An 18118-nucleotide genomic window follows, 5' to 3' on the forward strand; every position below is an offset into this window, starting at 1 on the left:
CTGCAACATACAGCAGATTTCAAGGAAAGTGCGATACACAAGCTAAGTCTGTTACCCAGGTATAAAGTATGTTTTACTCCTGTTAGCGCAGCGGGGCGTAGCCCATTCTGAATTCTGAATTTTGAATTCTGCTGTATGTTATCTTGTTTCCTTGAATCTTGCTCTTGCTCTCCATTTCCGAATGGCACTAGCAGTTCTAGCTACAGGTGGTATGTATACATCATAATTTTCGTGTTGTATAATTTCATGTTGTGTAATTTTATTTTGTGTAATTTCGTGTTGTGTAATACTTTTATTATTTAATTTTTGGGTAGTTAAACAGTTAGCCAAAGTAGGCAAATAACTTTCATTACTTAAAGCTGTCATTACTTCATCGGCAGTCTTAAACCGCTCCTCTAAAGTAATTTTCACCATTTTTCCTAAAATCTGGGCAAAACTGTTGCTGATATTTACCTGTTTTTGCCAAGATATTTCACCAGTTTTTGGGTCGTAGTCCAATTCTAAAGGACTTTTAGCAGTCAACATAAAAATGCAAGTTACACCCAGTGCATAAATATCACTGGCATAAACTGGACGTAAAGAAAACTGTTCTGGTGGTGCAAATCCCCTAGTCCCGATAAAGTTGGTATTTACAGCTTGATTGATTGAGTTTTCACAAACATCAACTAATTTCTCTTTCACCGCACCAAAATCAATCAGCACTATGCGCCCATCATATTCACATCGCAATAAATTCTGAGGCTTAATATCCCGATGAATCACATGATGTTTATGAAGATACTGTAAGACAGGTAATAATTCCTGTAAGAACTGCTTAACTGAGGCTTCACTTTTGGGCCCAGTTTGCCGCACTTCTCGCGCCAAAGTCAAACCCGGCACATATTCTTGAATTAAAAAAAACTCCCCATTTGCCTGAAAGTAGTCTAATAACATGGGAATTTGCGAATGACTACCGAGTTGTCCCAAAATTCTTGCTTCTTTTTCAAAGCGCATACATGCCCTTTGCCAACTTTGAGGACTAGTCACTTTTGGACAAAGCTGTTTAATAACACACAGTGGCTTCCCAGGTAATACGGCATTTTTGGCTAAAAATGTTACACCAAAACCACCTCTACCTAAAATTTGCAGTATTTCATAGCGATCGCGAAATAGCCGTTTGGAACCACACATATGACTCAACTGAGTTTGTTGTGAAATGCTCTCTTGAGAATTCGTTATTTTTTGAGGAAAACGATTCATTTGTATAAAATATCTGCTCTTAAACGTCTCTAATTCTATGACAATTCTTTATTGGCAACAGTAAGATTACTGAATCTTTGCCAAATCCTCATTACTCTTCAAAAAGTAAAAATAAATTTTTGTAGAATTAGTCTTTTCACGGATGTGTGAAGAGCTAATTTGTAGTTTTGTAAAGGTGAAAGTCTGTTGCGTGGGTATTTATAAAAATTTTGTATGAAGATACACATAATAAAACCCCTCTAGTTTAGCAAAAGGGGACGGCGTAGCCGGAAGTAAAAATATGTAATTTTACACTTAGTACATTTATGATGTTTTTTTGACTATACAGCAGATTTTAAACTAGTTAGGTACACAACGATTCGTCTGTTACCCAGGTAGAAAGCGTATTTTACTTTTGAATTCTGCTGTCATACCAATTCACAAAAAATATGATACAGATGCGAACCATAAAACCTATGCTAATTCTCACTTTCTTAATTTTGAATTTTGAATACTTCGGCTACGCGGTAGTTGAATCTCGACTTCGCTCGATTACCGCGCAGCCGAAACTCAGTACAAGTTTTGAATTTTGAATTGGTATCAGTCCCTAAGCTGGTGGAGTTTGTGAAGAGAAAATATCTGTGAGATTCTCCTCAACCAGCAAATCCGGTGTTTGCACAATAAATGGGAGTTCGGCTCCCACAAGACCTCTTTGGATGCGTTCTAAAGTCTCATTAAAAACGATAAACAGAGGATATACAGTATTAGCTCCCTCACTCAAAATATGACTGTGACGCAGAGGCATCAACCACTCATAATCATTGTCTAGATAAACTTGGGTTTGTCGCCAACGTCCTAACAAATCAGAAAAGTCTTCGTCAGCGCGATGAATAAAGACTAAAATTTCTGCTCCAGTTTTAATTTTCCACTCTGGATCGCACATCAAAATTGCCACATCACAGGGTAAGCAAATCGTTTGTAAGGCTGTTGTAGCAGGATTGCGAAGCCGAACAATTGGCAAGGGTATAGTGATGACACTTTCATCAGGACGGCGCAGACTGGGAATCATCTCCAAGTATGGCCGATATTGCTTTAGTAAGGCGATCGCAGCTAGATGATTGCTGTACTCTGCCAAACTCGCTTCGTACTGAGATTTTTGCACAGTCATAGTTTATTAAATAGTGAGGAGTAGAGACGCGATTAATGAGCCAGCGCGTTGCGGGGGTTCCCACGGCAGTCGCTCATGGGGGGAACCCCCAAGACCGCGCTGCCTCCCCGTTGTAGCGACTGGCGTCGCGTCTGTACAGGAGTTAAGAATAAAATTAATTAGCGAGCGGCTAAAAGTTAGAAATAAAAAATTTTAATTCCTAACTCATAACTTCTAACTCTTAACTATTAATCCTTTATCCCAGCTTTTCAAATACTGCAAACATAGGCAAATACATCGCTAGCAAAATGGTTCCCACCATTCCCCCTAGAACCACAATCATCACCGGTTCTAAAATACTGGTCATTGCTTTTACTGCTTGCTCGACTTCATCTTCATAGAAATCGGCAACTTTCATCAACATTCCATCTAATTCTCCAGTTTCTTCTCCGATACTAATCATCTGAATTGCCATAGCCGGAAAAACGGCATCTTTTTGTAAAGCAATGCTAATCATGCCTCCTTGTTGAATCTCCATCCGGGCTGCGTCTATGGCATTGGCAATCACTTGGTTTCCTGATGTATCTCGGACAATTTCTAAGCAAGTTAAAATTGGTACACCTGAACGAGTCAAAGAACCAAAAGTCCGGCTAAAACGGGCAACTGAAGATTTTTGAATTAAGTCACCAAACAATGGCATTTTGAGGGAAAAACGATCGATTGTGATCCGACCAACAGGAGTTTTAGAGTATTGTGTAAAGGCAAATTTCAGTCCGATAAGAGCAGCAAGAAGAACTAAAGCACCCGGACTTCTCAGAAATTTACTAGCATCCATCAAGAATTGCGTTAGAGGTGGTAATGTGATTCCAAGTTGTACAAAAATTGTGGCAAAAATCGGAATCAGAAAAATAGTCATACCAAGAAAAATAGCAACTGCGATAAAACCCACGACCGTTGGATAAGACAGTGCTGATTTAATTTGGTTTTGTAAACGAGCAACATCTTCTAACAACTTGGCTAAACGATTCAATACTTCGTCTAGAACACCACCAACTTCGCCAGCTTGAATCATGCTTACATATAATCCATCAAAACAGTCAGGATGCTTCCGCATTGCCTCTGAAAGATTCATTCCGCTTTGAACATCGGTACTAATTTCCACAAGGGCTTGTTTCAGTTTAGTATTACTACACTGGTCGGAAAGCACCCCCAAACTTCTAACGATCGCAACTCCCGCATTCATCAAAACGGCAAATTGACGCGAAAAAACGGCTTTGTCTTTCACAGAAACCTTAACCAAGGAATTCTGGAAATTTTTCAAGGCAACATCTGGCTGAAATCCCTGAGATTGCTTGAGTTCTTGGATTACAAAACCTTGATCTCTAAGATTAGTACGAGCTTGTACCAAGGATTCAGCAACAATTTTTTCTGTTCGAGATTTTCCTTGCGAATCCCGAACACGGGCAACGAAGTTTGGCATAAAATAAATTCAAAATAGTTGTTATTAATTGGGCATGAAACAATTTTATTTTTGATTTTGGATTGAGGATTTTGGATTAAATGTCAATCTAAAATCCAAAATCTAAAATCTAAAATTATTACTCCCCAGTTCCTTTAATGTGCTTTGGCCGCCGTACCAGGTTTCGCACCTGCTGCCTGCGGTGGTACAGAAGTACCGATGAGACGTTGAATTTCATCAGGCTTAGAAGTCTTAGACATCGCTGCTTCAAAAGAAATCGTTCCGGCTTTGTAAAAATCAGCTAAAACCTTCTCCAGAGTTTGCATTCCCAATTTGCCGCCAGTTTGAATTGCTGAGTAAATTTGAGATGTTTTACCTTCTCGAATCAAGTTAGAAATAGCAGGAGTGACAATCAAAATTTCTTGAGCCATCACCCGACCATATTCACCGGGTTTAGGGTTTTTCTTGGATACCAAGGTTTGACTAAATACCCCTACCAATGAGTTAGACAATTGCACTCGCACTTGGGTTTGTCTTTCATGAGGGAAAACGTCGATAATCCGGTCAACAGTTTGGGCGGCGGAACTTGTGTGTAGCGTACCAAATACTAAGTGTCCTGTTTCTGCTGCAGAAATCGCCAAAGAAATTGTTTCCAAATCGCGCATTTCCCCTACTAGAATAATATCTGGATCTTCCCGCAGGGCTGCTTTCAAAGCATTAGCAAAGCTCTTAGTATCTTCTCCCAGTTGCCGCTGGTGAACCAAGCTTTTAATTGGTTCATAGACAAATTCAATTGGGTCTTCCACCGTTAAAATATGCTCTGCCTTGGTGCGGTTAATCAAGTCAATCATTGCCGCTAGAGTAGTTGTCTTACCGGAACCTGTAGGGCCTGTCACCAGGATAAGTCCTCTAGGCTTATCGCACATTTCCCGCACGATATCTGGCAGACCTAATTTTTCAAAGTTAGGAATCTTAGAACTTAATGCTCGTAAGCAAGCAGCATAAGCACCACGCTCTTTATAGACATTGACCCGGAAACGAGCCAAACCCTTAACACCATAAGAACAATCCAACTCCCAAGTCTGCTCTAGGGTTTTACGCTGGGTATTGTTGAGCATACTAAAAATCAGCCTTTGACATTGATCGGCTGTCAATACATGCTCACCTATGGGGGTAAGTTTGCCACTGATGCGGAAGTAGGGAGGTAAACCTGCGGATAAGTGCATATCCGAGCCACCCATCTCAATCAACTGCTCCATCAAGTCTTCAATCATCATTTCCATAGTTCTGCTTCCTTTTAATGTTTTTTATTTGTCATTTGTCATTTGTCCGTTGTCATTTGTTTAAAGTTATTAAGCATTCACCAATGACTAATGACTAATGACCAATGACCAATACTTCTCTACGAGAGGCTGCGCCCGAAGCGTAGCTATGCCGCAGGCTTTACGACTACGCTCAGTACAAGTGACTAATGACTATTCTTAAAACCGAGCTGTCATACAGTAAGGACAATCCAGCCATTCTTGTTTCAATGTGGCATCGCAACTCCGACAGGTAAGACCAGTCTTGCGTTTGGCTTTTAACTCTGCTTCCAAGCCAGTATCAGTAAACGTCACTCGTTCTACTTCTTCTAGAGTGGTGGAACCTTCACGCACTAAGTCCAAACTGTAAGCCAGTAAGGTTTTCATGCCCTCTTCTATTGCCACTTCTTTGATGCGTTCTGTGGGTGCATCTTCGTTGATCAGAGTTTGTAGATTTTCGGTGACTCGCATGACTTCATAAACACCACAACGTCCTTTGTAGCCGACACCATTACATTTTGGGCAAAGGTTATTTTTGGCTTTGGCATCTGCGATCGCATCTAATGTCAAGGTGTTAGCCTTATAGAAAGTGACTCCGACATCTGAGGAAGCTGATAGACCATAACGAGCTAGTTCCTCAGTTGTGGGGGTGTAGGGGACACGACATTCAGAACATACACGCCGCACCAAACGTTGAGCTAAAACGCCAATTAGGGAACTAGAAACCATGAAAGGCTCAATCCCCATTTCTCCCAAACGAGCGATCGCTCCTGGGGCATCATTGGTATGTAAGGTAGTTAATACTAAGTGACCGGTCAAGGCAGCTTCAATTGCTGTTTTTGCCGTTTCCTTATCCCGCGTTTCACCCACCAGTAACACATCTGGATCTTGCCGCAAGAAAGCCCGCAGAGCGGTAGCAAAATCTAGCCCTTTTTCCCGAATCACCTGTACTTGAGTAATCCCTGGAAGACTGTACTCAATTGGGTCTTCTACGGTACTGATATTAATTCCGGGATCGTTCTTTTCTGAAAGTGCAGAATACAGCGAAGTTGTTTTTCCCGAACCAGTTGGCCCAGTTACCAAAATTAACCCAAAGGGACGGCTAACCATATCCTTGACAATATTCAAAGTCTCTGGATCGGTAATTAACTTATCTAATCCCAGTTGGGTGGAGGAGTTATCCAAAATCCGCAGCACCACCTTTTCCCCGTAGCGACTGGGTAAGGTATTCACCCGGAAGTCCACCTTACGTCCTTCAAACAGCCGCCGGATACGTCCATCTTGAGGTAGGCGCCGTTCAGCAATATCTAGATTGGAGATGATTTTAAATCGGGCTGTCACCGCCGGGATGATTTTTTTCGGCATTAAGGGGAAAGCTTCACGCAGTACGCCATCTTTCCGAAAGCGAATGCGTAAGCTTTCTTCTTGCGGTTCGATATGAATGTCAGAAACGCCCTCATGCAAGGCTTTAGCCAGGATTCTATTAACTAGGTTAATAACTGGGGCATCCTCTGCACCCTTCATCGCTGCGCCTAAATCAGCCTCCATTTCTTCAGGAGCATCTGCAAGATCGAGATTCCCAAGATTTTCTAAATCTTGACTAATATCTGTAGAGTTTTCTCGTTCTAGGTGTTTTTGCCGAACAGCCATTTCATCCAAATATTGGTTGATTAGCTGCTGGTAGTCTTCCTGGGTAATTACCATGCGCTGTAACGCCAAGCCTTGGGGGCGCAAGATGCGGTTCAGGTCATCGGAAGCCTCTAGATTATCTGGAGCGACCATCGCCACTAAAACTGAGGGCGGGGTTTGGTCTTCGTGTTTCGACAGTGGTACTAAGCGATGGCGACGGCAGATATCCACTGGGATGAGGGTTTCAATCAGGTTCCCCATCATCGTGTTGCCAACGGAATTGACTTCTGGATCGAGGAATTCAACTCCGTATAATATTTTCAGTTCAAATAGCTGCTGTTTTTTGTATTGCCTGAGCAACTCAGGCGATAGTTGTTGCCCAGTGATTGACTCTAATACTTCCGTTAAGGGTCTGCCAGATTTGCGGCTTTCAATTAATGCCTGCCTCATCTGTTCGGTATTGACATAGCCAGATTGCACTAGCTTGTTGCCGAAGGGCGAAAACTCTGTTCTGGTTGTTAGAGCGGTACTGCGCCGTTGTGGTGACGAGTAAGTCATAAATGAGCGAATGAGTAGGGGGAACCTCTGCTTAAAGTATTCCCCTACTGGGAGATAGAATTCTCATTTCCCAAAAAAGTCCTGAGTCACGTCGCTTTGCTTTGAATTCAAAATTCACGCATTCAAGATATTTTCAAATAAGATGAGGGACGAGTCGCATTTGGCGCTATTATTGCAAATTACTCGTTCGGGTTCCCGCCTTAGTAACGTCTGGGCTAACGCGTTCACCATTTGTCACAATAAGAGGACGGTTAGATCGCTTCCAGAAACTTGTCGGCAATAAAATCAGCCTCAGTGGCACGTCGTGGATGACGACGGTTGCAAGCTGTGGAGATACACTGCCATAAATAGGATCTGGAATGAATAGACAACGATCGATGAAAATAAACAGATAAACAATACAAGCCAGTAATTGGGTGAACCAACAGAGGTAAAGCAAGCAATGAAGAGTGACTTCCCAGCCCAAACTAATTTCAATGAATCTGGCAGCGAGGTGACAGAACAAGTAGCGGCCCAAACAAATGTATCAGGCGATACTGCTGTCAATTCAGAAAATAGCGTCGCTGCAACTGAGAAAACTGAAGTAGAAAGGGCAGCTTTGGCAGAACTGACTCAACAAATCGAGTCCGTCAAAACGCAACTAGAAGAGCGTAGTACTCAATATATGCGGATTGCCGCTGATTTTGAGAATTACCGGAAACGCACTAGCAAAGAAAAAGAAGACCTAGAGTTGCAGGTGAAGCGGAATACAATTTTGGAATTGCTACCAGTAGTCGATAATTTTGAGCGGGCGCGAATCGCACCTCAAACCGCAGTCTGAGGGCGAAATGACCATGCACAAAAGTTACCAAGGCGTTTACAAACAATTAGTAGATAGCCTGAAGCGCTTGGGTGTCTCACCAATGCGTCCCGAAGGTCAAGAATTCGATCCTAACCTGCACGAAGCAGTAATGCGGGAACCTACGGATGAACATCCTGAAGGAACAGTGTTAGAAGAGTTAGTGCGCGGATATTACTTGGGCGATCGCGTGCTACGCCATGCAATGGTCAAAGTAGCTGCTCCCAAGGAAAATACACCTTTTGCACCAGAAGATCAGTCGAGTTCAGCCAGCAGTTAAGCTGTAGTCGCTCGCCTCGCTGACCTCAAGTGCCTGGGTTATAGCAAGGACGAGCATCGCGTACCTCAAACTTGGACAAGGCTTTGGATAACTCTCTGTGTTTCAACTTTATGATTGCTACCAGCAACAGGGGTTGCACAGACGTTATCCGCTAGCCTTTGTTCTTAGCAAAAAGTTATACCAAGCGTGAAAAATGATTGCGACAGATGGAAAACTGAAACACTTATCCAATGGATGTTTCACAATCCAAAATCTCAAATCTCAAATCCAAAATGGTATTAGTCCGCGACATATTACAGCAGAAATATTCAGTAAAAATACTGGCAAATATGGGAAAAGTTATTGGGATCGACTTAGGCACTACTAACAGTTGCGTCGCAGTTTTGGAGGGTGGTCAACCACTTGTGATCTCCAATTCTGAAGGGGGACGAACGACTCCAAGTATTGTGGGATTTGGGAAGAGTGGCGATCGCTTGGTTGGTCAATTGGCAAAGCGCCAAGCCGTAACCAATGCTGAAAACACAATTTACAGTATTAAACGATTCATCGGGCGGCGTTGGGAAGATACTGAAGTAGAACGCGATCGCGTCCCCTACAACTGTATCAAAGGTCGAGACGAGACTGTTGATGTCCAAATTCGCTCAAAAAATTATACGCCACAAGAATTATCTGCAATGATCCTGCAAAAGCTGAAGCAGGATGCGGAAAACTTTTTGGGTGAGGAAGTCACTCAAGCAGTGATCACCGTACCAGCATATTTCACAGATGCCCAAAGACAAGCAACTAAAGATGCTGGCACAATTGCAGGTTTAGAAGTCCTGCGAATCATTAATGAACCAACAGCTGCGGCTTTAGCTTTCGGATTGGAAAAGCAAGACCAAGAGCAGCTAATTTTAGTATTTGACTTGGGAGGCGGTACTTTTGACGTATCGATCCTGCAACTTGGGGATGGCGTTTTTGAAGTGAAGGCGACTTGTGGTAACAACCACTTGGGTGGAGACGACTTTGATAATGCGATCGTCCTTTGGATGATGGAACGTTTCCAAGAACAAGAGAAAATCGACCTTTCCCAAGACAAAATGGCACTGCAACGCCTGCGAGAAGCTGCGGAAAAGGCAAAAATTGAACTCTCCAGTATGGTGAATACCTCCATCAACTTGCCATTTATCACAGCTGATGATACCGGGCCAAAGCATCTGGAGATGGAACTCAGTCGCTCGAAATTTGAAGAACTCGCCGCGAAATTAATTGAAGCGACCATCGAACCACTAATCCAATCGCTCAAAGATGCGGATCTCAAACCAGAAGCCATTGATCGGATTATTTTGGTAGGTGGTTCTACCCGTATTCCGGCAGTCCAAAACGCCCTAATTAAGTTTTTCAACGGCAAAGCTCCCGATCGCTCCATCAACCCTGACGAAGCTGTAGCATTGGGAGCAGCTATCCAAGCAGGTGTGTTAGGTGGTGAAGTCGATAATCTCTTGCTATTGGATGTCACTCCTCTGTCCTTGGGAATTGAAACTTTAGGTGAAGTGTTCACCAAAATCATTGAACGCAACACTACAATTCCTACGAGTCGGTCACAAGTTTTTTCCACCGCCGTTGATGGGCAAACCTCAGTGGAAATTCACATCCTCCAAGGTGAACGAGCGATGTCACGAGATAACAAGAGTCTCGGCAAGTTTTTGCTAGCAGGAATTCCCCCATCGCCCCGTGGTGTACCGCAAATTGAAGTATCCTTTGAAATTGATGTCAACGGCATCCTCAAGGTTTCTGCCCAAGATAAAGGTACAGGTAGAGAACAGAGTATCAGGATTACCAATACAGGTGGTTTGAGTAGCAACGAAGTCGAACGGATGCGCCAAGAGGCCGAACTGTTTTCCGAAGAAGATAGAAGACGTAAAGAACTGGTTGAACTCAAAAACCAAGCAGATAATTTGTTGTTCAGTTATGAATCTACAATCAAGGATAATAGCAACTTTATCGGCGACCAGATGAAGACCTTGGCCAGTGAAAAAGTTGCACAACTCCAAGCTGCAATGATTGACTCCAGCATTTCCCCAGTGGAATTTAAGCAGCGCTTAGACGACTTCCAACAAACCTTGTTTGCAATTGGTGCTGATGTCTACAATCGAGCTAACAGCCAAACTGATGAGATTGAGGGGGGTTCATCTAGTCACTTTACCCCAGAAGTAGACTCACCAATGAATGGCACGCTAATACCACAATTCAACTTTGATTTTGACGAAGAAAGTACAGCTCAGGCTGATTATGAGGCGATAGATTAGGGAATGGGCATTGGGTATGGGGCATGGGGAAGAAGCAAGGGAGCAGGGAGATTAGTTTTCCCCTGTGCCTCTTTTGAGTGCCCAATGACGGCAGTTGCTCCACTTGGGGAGACGCCAAGGGCGATGGGGTCTCCCCTTCTCCCAAAGGGAGAGGCTAGCGCCAAGGAAGAAGACCGCACTGCCTCCCCAATTCCCAATCCCCAATTCCCAATATCCTAATTTGCAAATTTTTATTAAGATATTTTAATATATTTAAATATTTAACGAAGTTTCACAAGACCTCAGTCCTTTGCTAGATTGTAGAAGCAAATTACTTTGGGCTAGGCAATGTGCAAGTTCAGAGCCGCTTCCATTGCATAAGGGTGGTTTTCCACACCTAATGGTGCGGCTAGCCCCTCTGGTTGATGGGCGAGGTTTTCCTCTCCTACGTAGCACAATTGTAAAAGAGACAGCCGACTCGGCAGTGAGAAGTCTGAGCAGAGGCTTCCCCTGTTCCTAACTTCTATAGCTTTTGTCGTCTCCCACGAGGAAAGCATCTGTTGCTCAAGATTTGTCGGTGATTTTTGTAAAAGGTAAAGGGTAAAATCAGTTATTAATAAAAATTAATTTTATCTTCTGCCTGCCCTCCGGCAAGCCGCCCTCTAAAGGATAATGTGTTGCTCTTGCATCTCTGTAGGCAAAACACTTAATCCATAGGGTAGCAAGTGACCGTGAATGACGTTCTACTGACTTCAGCTTTCTTCCTTCTAACTTTTACCTTTGCTATATGGCCCGCGACTATTATGAAATCCTGGGTGTCTCTCGTGACACTGACAAAGAAGAAATCAAACAAGCCTATCGCCGTCTAGCCCGGAAATATCACCCAGATGTGAACAAAGAACCGGGGGCGGAGGATCGCTTTAAAGAAATTAACCGCGCTTATGAGGTACTCTCAGAACCCGAAACCCGCGCTCGTTACGATCGCTTTGGTCCAGAGGGAGTATCTGGTGCTGGCGCGGGCTTTCAAGATGTCGGCGATATGGGTGGTTTTGCCGATATCTTTGAAAGCATTTTTAGTGGCTTTGCTGGCGGTATGGGTAATCCCACCCAACAAAGACGCCGCAGTGGGCCCGCCAGGGGTGATGACCTGCGGCTAGATTTGAAGTTAGACTTTCGGGAAGCCATATTTGGCGGCGAAAAAGAAATTCGCATTTCCCATCTAGAAAATTGCGAAGTTTGTAGCGGTTCTGGTGCTAAACCTGGAACCCGCCCTCGGACTTGTTCGACTTGTGGCGGTTCGGCTCAAGTACGGCGTGTGACTAGAACACCCTTTGGCAGTTTCACCCAGGTCTCGACTTGTCCCACCTGTAATGGCACAGGGATGGTAATTGAAGATAAGTGTGACGCATGTGATGGTAAGGGTGCAAATCAAGTCACAAAGAAACTCAAAATTACTATTCCAGCGGGGGTGGATAATGGCACACGTTTGCGGATTTCTAGTGAAGGAGATGCTGGTCAACGTAGTGGCCCTCCTGGGGATTTATACGTTTACTTGTTCGTAAATGAGGACGAGGAATTTCAACGAGATGGGATTAATATTCTCTCGGAAATCAAAATTAGCTACCTGCAAGCGATTTTAGGTTGTCGGTTAGAGGTAGATACAGTAGATGGGCCAGTAGAACTAATCATTCCAGCTGGAACTCAACCGAATACAGTGATGAAGTTGGAAAATCGCGGCGTACCCCGCTTGGGTAATCCCGTAAGTCGTGGGGATCACATGCTGAACGTATTAATTGATATTCCCAATAAAATCACCCCAGAGGAGAGGGAACTGCTGGAAAAGCTAGCTAAAATTAAGGGCGATCGGACTGGTAAAGGCGGTCTAGAAGGATTCTTGGGAAATTTATTTAAGTGATGATGCCCTCTTCTGTTTTAACTCCCGATGCTCAACTTGATTTACGCGGCACCCCTTGCCCGATTAATTTCGTGCGGACAAAACTACGTCTGGAGAAAATGCCATTGGGAGGTTTGCTAGAAGTCTGGTTAGACCCTGGTGAGCCGATTGAGCAGGTTCCTGATAGTTTGACAATGGCAGGTTATCAGGTGGAACAAATTACAGACTGCACTAGTTATTTTTCTCTGTTAGTGCGCCGTCCAGTTGCTAGCCAATGACAGGGAAAAATTTTGACGTAACTGGACAGTTATTGGGTACGGTGGTGGCTGTACAAGCTAATTTTTACCGAGTACAGATGGATCGAGAGGCAGGGGAGCAGAGGAGCATACTTCGACTGCGCTCAGTAACCAGGGGAGCAGAGGAGAAACTGGATTTAAATGCCTCTTTGCCCTCGCCTTCTCTGCTGCTTTGTACTCGGCGAACACGTCTGAAAAAAATTGGACAACAGGTGATGGTAGGCGATCGCGTTGTGGTAGAAGAGCCAGATTGGGCTGGGGGACGGGGTGCGATCGCTGAGGTTTTACCCCGCCAAAGTGAGTTAGATCGTCCCGCGATCGCCAATGTCAACCAAATTCTCTTGGTATTTGCCGTTGCCGATCCACCTTTGGAACCTTATCAGTTGAGCCGATTTCTGATTAAGGCTGAGTCTACTGGCTTGGATGTACTTTTATGTTTGAATAAAAGTGATTTAGTTTCACTCCAAGAACAACAAGAAGTTAGCGATCGCCTGCTCGGTTGGGGCTATGAACCGATATTTATCAGTGTTAAAGATGGTATTAATACTGGCCAAGCAGCCAAATATTTGAGCAATAAAATTACCGTCATCGCTGGGCCTTCTGGCGTTGGCAAATCTAGCCTGATTAATACGCTGATTGACTCTCTTCAGTTGCGAGTCGGAGAAGTTTCTGGAAAACTAGCTCGTGGTCGTCATACCACTCGCCATATAGAGTTATTTGAGTTGCCTAGCGGTGGTTTACTGGCTGATACTCCCGGTTTTAATCAGCCGGACATGGATTGTATACCAGAAGAATTAATCCATTATTTCCCAGAAGCTAGAAAGCGGTTAGCAGTTGCTAGCTGTCGGTTTAGTGATTGTCTGCATCGAGACGAGCCTGAGTGCGTGGTGCGGGGAGACTGGGAACGATACGAACATTATTTAGAATTTTTGGACGCGGCGATCGCTCATCAAACACAGCTACATCAACAAGCCGATCCAGAATCCACCATGAAGTTAAAAAGCAAAAGCAAAGGCAAAGGGCAGAGTCAATACGAACCCAAGTTAGAAAGTAAAAAATATCGCCGGATTTCCCGCAAGACTCAGTTACAAGACTTGCAAGAGTTATATCGGGATGAGGAATAAGGAGTGCGATGTCTATAACAGGCTGCACCTATGCACTCATAATGCAAAGGTTAGTCACGATAGCATAGAGACAAACATAAAAAACTATCTTGTATGTCTCAGCCCCTTGCTGTCACCGCTAGTTTAGAAGATGTCACTGAGAGTATAATTTTCCCACCAGGTGATATCTTTAGTGACGAACCCCCCTTGGAATCTGACTTACACCGGGAACAAATTGATTTGCTTATCCGCCTGATTAAATGGTGGTGGCGCGATCGTCAGGATTTTTATGCTACCGGCAACCTGACAATCTATTTCAGTCCCAATCAAAAAAAATCAGAAGAATTTCGAGGGCCGGATTTCTTTGTGGTTTTAGATACAGAGAAAAAAGACCGCAAAAGCTGGGTTGTATGGCAAGAAGACGGCAAATACCCCAATGTGATTGTTGAGCTATTATCTAACTCCACTGCCTCGGTTGATAAAGGTTTGAAAAAACAAATATACCAGAATACATTTCGCACTCCAGATTACTTTTGGTTTGACCCAAATAACCTAGAATTACAGGGATTTCACATAGTTGATGGGCAATACCAAGAACTTGTACCCAATGAGTCGGGTTGGTTGTGGAGTCAGCAGTTAGGGCTGCATTTGGCAGTATATTTAGGGAAATTACGCTTTTTTACCCCAGATAGGCAGCTGGTGATGTTGCCAGAGGAAGAAGCAAATCAACAGTTAGAGCACGTAAATCAACAGTTAGAGCAAACAAATCAACAACTAGAACAAGAACGTCAACGGGCTGCAATATTGGCAGAACGCTTGCAAGCCGCAGGTATTGATCCTGAGCAATTATTCTGAAAAATAGAATTTTAGCTCTAAACTAGACATGGAAAAATAATGCTATGAACCAAACAATATCTGAATAAAGTCCCTTGGACAACCTCAAACTTAGAATTACGAAGCTACTCAATTAAATAGCGATCACAACTTTGCTGGCCGATCGCAAAATCACATCATCATTGTTTCAGGTTTCGACGTTCGAGTTCAGCATTTTTTGTATAATTCTGGCGTAGGCGTAGCCCGCACTTCTGGAGCGTCTGCTTTGCGTAGCTTGCTTCCACGAACGCAAACAGCGTGCCGTAGGCAAGTGGTACGGCTGCGCCCTTCTCTACAAGAGGCTGCGCCCGAAGCGTAGCTATGCCGCAGGCTTTACGGCTACGCTCAGGACAGGCTCAGTGACCATCATAGGCATCGTTCCAACTCAACTTGATTGGAGAAAGCAAAATTTATGCATTCAAAATTGTTTGCATAGCGTCTCGTAAAGAAGAAAATTTCAGGGGTGGATTAAACGTTCAACTGAGCGATTCGCGGCGAAGCGCTGATTGAAACTGAAACTACCCGAACGTAGCTCAAAAATAATTATTAAACTCTCAAGCCGTAAAGGTCACAAAAGGACTGTAACTTAGAAACCTGATTTTTTTACTGCAATAAGCCAACCAAAAACTAGAACAGGAATGATAACGGGCTGAAAGATTGGCACAAGACTTTTAAATTGATTGAAAACTGCTATAAATCTACTTTACGATCCCCATAAAGTCTTAAAATATTGTTAATTTCTGCCAAACCTCTCGACCTTCAACTTATAAGTATCACCCCAAAATCACTATGGCTATCGGCTACGTCGCGCTTGTACTCCATGCACATCTGCCCTTCGTTCGTCACCCAGAAAGTGACTACGTGCTGGAGGAAGAATGGCTTTATGAAGCCATTACAGAAACATACATCCCCTTATTGAAAGTATTTGAAGGCTTAAAGCGAGACGGTATCGACTTTAAAATCACGATGAGTATGACACCCCCTTTAGTGTCGATGCTTCGCGATCCCCTGCTTCAAGAACGCTATGAATTACACTTAGCTCAACTAGAAGAACTTGTAGCACTAGAAGTAGAACATAATGTCAACAACGGGCATCTTCGTTATTTAGCCGAACATTACGCGACTGAGTTTAGCGAAGCGCGTCAGCTATGGGAACGCTACGACGGGGACTTGGTGACAGCTTTTAAGAAGTTCCAAGACAGTAACAACCTGGAAATTATCACTTGCGGCGCTACTCACGGCTATTTACCGTTGATGAAAATGTATCCCCAAGCTGTGTGGGCGCAAATTAAGGTAGCCTGCGAACATTACGAACAAACCTTTGGACAAGCACCTAGAGGCATTTGGTTGCCGGAATGTGCCTACTATGAAGGTTTAGAGCGGATGCTAGCTGATGCTGGGTTACGCTATTTCCTCACTGATGGGCATGGCATCCTTTACGCCCGTCCCCGGCCGCGCTTTGGCACTTATGCCCCAATTTATACAGAAACTGGTGTTGCTGTTTTTGGTCGAGATCATGAATCTTCCCAACAGGTATGGTCTTCTGAAGTAGGCTATCCTGGGGCAGCGGAATATCGGGAATTTTATAAAGATTTGGGCTGGGAAGCAGAATATGAGTATATCAAGCCCTACATTATGCCCAATGGTCAACGAAAAAACACGGGCATTAAATATCACAAAATTACGGGACGTGGCTTAGGTCTTTCAGATAAGGCGCTCTACGATCCTTATTGGGCTAGAGAAAAGGCAGCAGAACACGCTGCTAATTTTATGTATAATCGAGAGCGGCAATCTGAGCATCTCTATGGTATAATGCAACGACCGCCAATTATTGTTTCACCTTATGACGCAGAGTTATTTGGACATTGGTGGTATGAAGGCCCTTGGTTCATCGATTACCTATTTCGTAAGTCTTGGTATGACCAAGGAACATATCGAATGACCCATTTAGCAGACTATTTGCGGGAGCAGCCGACGCAGCAAGTTTGTCGTCCTTCGCAGTCTAGTTGGGGTTTTAAGGGTTTCCACGAGTATTGGTTGAATGAAACGAATGCGTGGGTTTATCCGCATTTGCACAAAGCTGCTGAACGGATGATTGAAATCTCGCAACTGGAACCAGAAGATGAGTTGGGGTGGAAAGCATTGAACCAAGCAGCGCGGGAATTGTTATTAGCACAATCTTCCGACTGGGCATTTATTATGCGGACAGGAACGATGGTACCCTATGCAGTCAGACGGACGCGATCGCACCTGATGCGGTTCAATAAGCTCTATGAAGACGTTAAAGTTGGCAAAATTGATAGTGGTTGGCTGGAAAAAGTCGAGTTAATGGATAATATCTTCCCCGAAATCAACTATCGCGTCTACCGTCCGCTATAGCCTCACAAAAAATAATTAACAGCAGTAGGGTGGGCATTGCTCACCCTATATTATTTTTAGCTAAAGGCTATCTGGATCGATATTTAATTCTCGAAGTTTAGCAGCTAATCTTTGCGCTTTTTGCTCCGTTTGGTGTCGAGCCTCTTCTGCGGCTTGTCGTGCAGCTGCTTCCTCTTCATGAGTTAGGAGTGTTTGACCCGTCGCTGGATTATAAAAACGCAATTTTCCCGCCTCCAAGCGTAACTCTAGCCCCAAAACTTCACTGTGTAGAGACACTGTACCATTTGGTAAGGTATTGGTTGCCATTGGAAAATAATTGCCATCGACCAATTGTAAACCCTGGAGTTGGGGATTGAGATAATCGCCTGTAGGGTCATATTGGAAATATTCACGCACTCCCAGAAAGGCGTAAATTCCTTTTTTTGCACCTTGGTCTTTGCTACGGGTAGTTTTTGAGGTAATCTCTAGAACAAAATCTGGGGTTTGATTATTTTCTTCCCAGGTTTTATAAGAGCGTCTATCACGGTTTTCTACTCCAAACACCACAAATACATCGGGAGCGACAACAGATTCTGGATAACCTTTTTCGTAGTAAATAAATAGATTACCAGCGACGTATACATCTGGGTGATTTTGGAAATAAATTTCCAGCACAGTCGTAGCGTATACGAGACACTTGCGCTGTAAATCACCTTCAGCCATCGGCTTACCGTCCTCATCTGGATACTCAATCGGGGTAATGGGGATATACTCTACTGAGGTTGTCATGGGTAGTAACTCAACTCAACTAGGGCTAGATTAAATTTAGCATCTGAATTCTTTAGCCAAATAAAAAGTGAACCAGATTTCTTATGTTTCTCTAAGTTTAGTTATAGC

13 protein-coding genes and 2 pseudogenes are annotated in these 18118 nt (G+C 43.7%); 7 read left to right on the forward strand and 8 right to left on the reverse strand.

The features are described 5' to 3' along the window. Positions 1 to 138: 138 nt before the first annotated feature. The 6 genes and pseudogenes from ACR5KR_RS02180 to ACR5KR_RS02205 all read right to left on the reverse strand — a co-directional run bounded on the left by ACR5KR_RS02180 (position 139) and on the right by ACR5KR_RS02205 (position 7755). Positions 139 to 1239, reverse strand: a complete 1101-nt coding sequence (locus ACR5KR_RS02180; RefSeq protein ID WP_448265285.1) for a protein kinase domain-containing protein — start codon at positions 1237 to 1239, stop codon at positions 139 to 141. A 586-nt stretch (positions 1240 to 1825) separates the two neighbouring features. Further along, positions 1826 to 2386: a hypothetical protein gene (locus ACR5KR_RS02185; RefSeq protein ID WP_445627964.1), complete on the reverse strand. Its 561-nt coding sequence runs from the start codon at positions 2384 to 2386 to the stop codon at positions 1826 to 1828. 235 nt (positions 2387 to 2621) lie between these two features. Next, entirely contained in the window at positions 2622 to 3845 is a 1224-nt protein-coding gene (locus tag ACR5KR_RS02190) for a type II secretion system F family protein (RefSeq protein ID WP_445627963.1), read from the reverse strand. Positions 3846 to 3979: 134 nt separating this feature from the next. Beyond that, positions 3980 to 5110, reverse strand: a pseudogene (locus ACR5KR_RS02195) (type IV pilus twitching motility protein PilT); the annotation flags it as partial. 195 nt (positions 5111 to 5305) lie between these two features. Beyond that, positions 5306 to 7312 (reverse strand): GspE/PulE family protein, encoded by a 2007-nt coding sequence (locus ACR5KR_RS02200; RefSeq protein WP_445627962.1) that lies wholly within the window; start codon positions 7310 to 7312, stop codon positions 5306 to 5308. Between the two features lie 251 nt (positions 7313 to 7563). Then, a complete protein-coding gene (locus tag ACR5KR_RS02205) occupies positions 7564 to 7755 on the reverse strand; it encodes a hypothetical protein (protein WP_445632269.1) in 192 nt (63 codons plus the stop codon). Here ACR5KR_RS02205 and grpE point away from each other — a divergent pair. Both grpE and dnaK read left to right on the forward strand, forming a co-directional pair. Then, a pseudogene (gene grpE / locus ACR5KR_RS02210) lies at positions 7725 to 8430 on the forward strand (nucleotide exchange factor GrpE). The gene ACR5KR_RS02205 and the pseudogene grpE sit on opposite strands and share 31 nt — an antisense overlap. A gap of 329 nt (positions 8431 to 8759) precedes the next feature. Then, a complete protein-coding gene (dnaK, locus tag ACR5KR_RS02215; RefSeq protein WP_445632197.1) occupies positions 8760 to 10718 on the forward strand; it encodes a molecular chaperone DnaK in 1959 nt (652 codons plus the stop codon). A 320-nt stretch (positions 10719 to 11038) separates the two neighbouring features. On the opposite strand, the gene ACR5KR_RS02220 is transcribed toward dnaK, so the two are convergent. Beyond that, a complete protein-coding gene (locus ACR5KR_RS02220; RefSeq protein WP_448265287.1) occupies positions 11039 to 11254 on the reverse strand; it encodes a hypothetical protein in 216 nt (71 codons plus the stop codon). Between the two features lie 230 nt (positions 11255 to 11484). On the opposite strand from ACR5KR_RS02220, the gene dnaJ reads away from it, so the two are divergent. The 5 genes from dnaJ to ACR5KR_RS02245 all read left to right on the forward strand — a co-directional run bounded on the left by dnaJ (position 11485) and on the right by ACR5KR_RS02245 (position 17242). Further along, entirely contained in the window at positions 11485 to 12612 is a 1128-nt protein-coding gene (dnaJ, locus tag ACR5KR_RS02225; RefSeq protein WP_322668135.1) for a molecular chaperone DnaJ, read from the forward strand. Beyond that, positions 12612 to 12869, forward strand: coding sequence for a sulfurtransferase TusA family protein (locus tag ACR5KR_RS02230; RefSeq protein ID WP_099102520.1), 258 nt, complete (start codon positions 12612 to 12614; stop codon positions 12867 to 12869). Before dnaJ ends, ACR5KR_RS02230 begins: the two co-directional genes overlap by 1 nt. Further along, the gene (rsgA, locus tag ACR5KR_RS02235) at positions 12866 to 14011 is read left to right on the forward strand and encodes a small ribosomal subunit biogenesis GTPase RsgA (protein WP_448265288.1); all 1146 of its coding nucleotides are present in this window, start codon (positions 12866 to 12868) and stop codon (positions 14009 to 14011) included. The genes ACR5KR_RS02230 and rsgA overlap by 4 nt, the downstream gene beginning before the upstream one ends. A gap of 93 nt (positions 14012 to 14104) precedes the next feature. After that, entirely contained in the window at positions 14105 to 14845 is a 741-nt protein-coding gene (locus tag ACR5KR_RS02240) for a Uma2 family endonuclease (RefSeq protein WP_448265289.1), read from the forward strand. Between the two features lie 807 nt (positions 14846 to 15652). Then, entirely contained in the window at positions 15653 to 17242 is a 1590-nt protein-coding gene (locus tag ACR5KR_RS02245; RefSeq protein ID WP_448265291.1) for a glycoside hydrolase family 57 protein, read from the forward strand. 60 nt (positions 17243 to 17302) lie between these two features. On the opposite strand, the gene ACR5KR_RS02250 is transcribed toward ACR5KR_RS02245, so the two are convergent. After that, the gene (locus ACR5KR_RS02250) at positions 17303 to 18010 is read right to left on the reverse strand and encodes a Uma2 family endonuclease (RefSeq protein ID WP_448265293.1); all 708 of its coding nucleotides are present in this window, start codon (positions 18008 to 18010) and stop codon (positions 17303 to 17305) included. Positions 18011 to 18118 lie beyond the last annotated feature (108 nt).

This window comes from Nostoc sp. DSM 114159 (assembly GCF_053470285.1).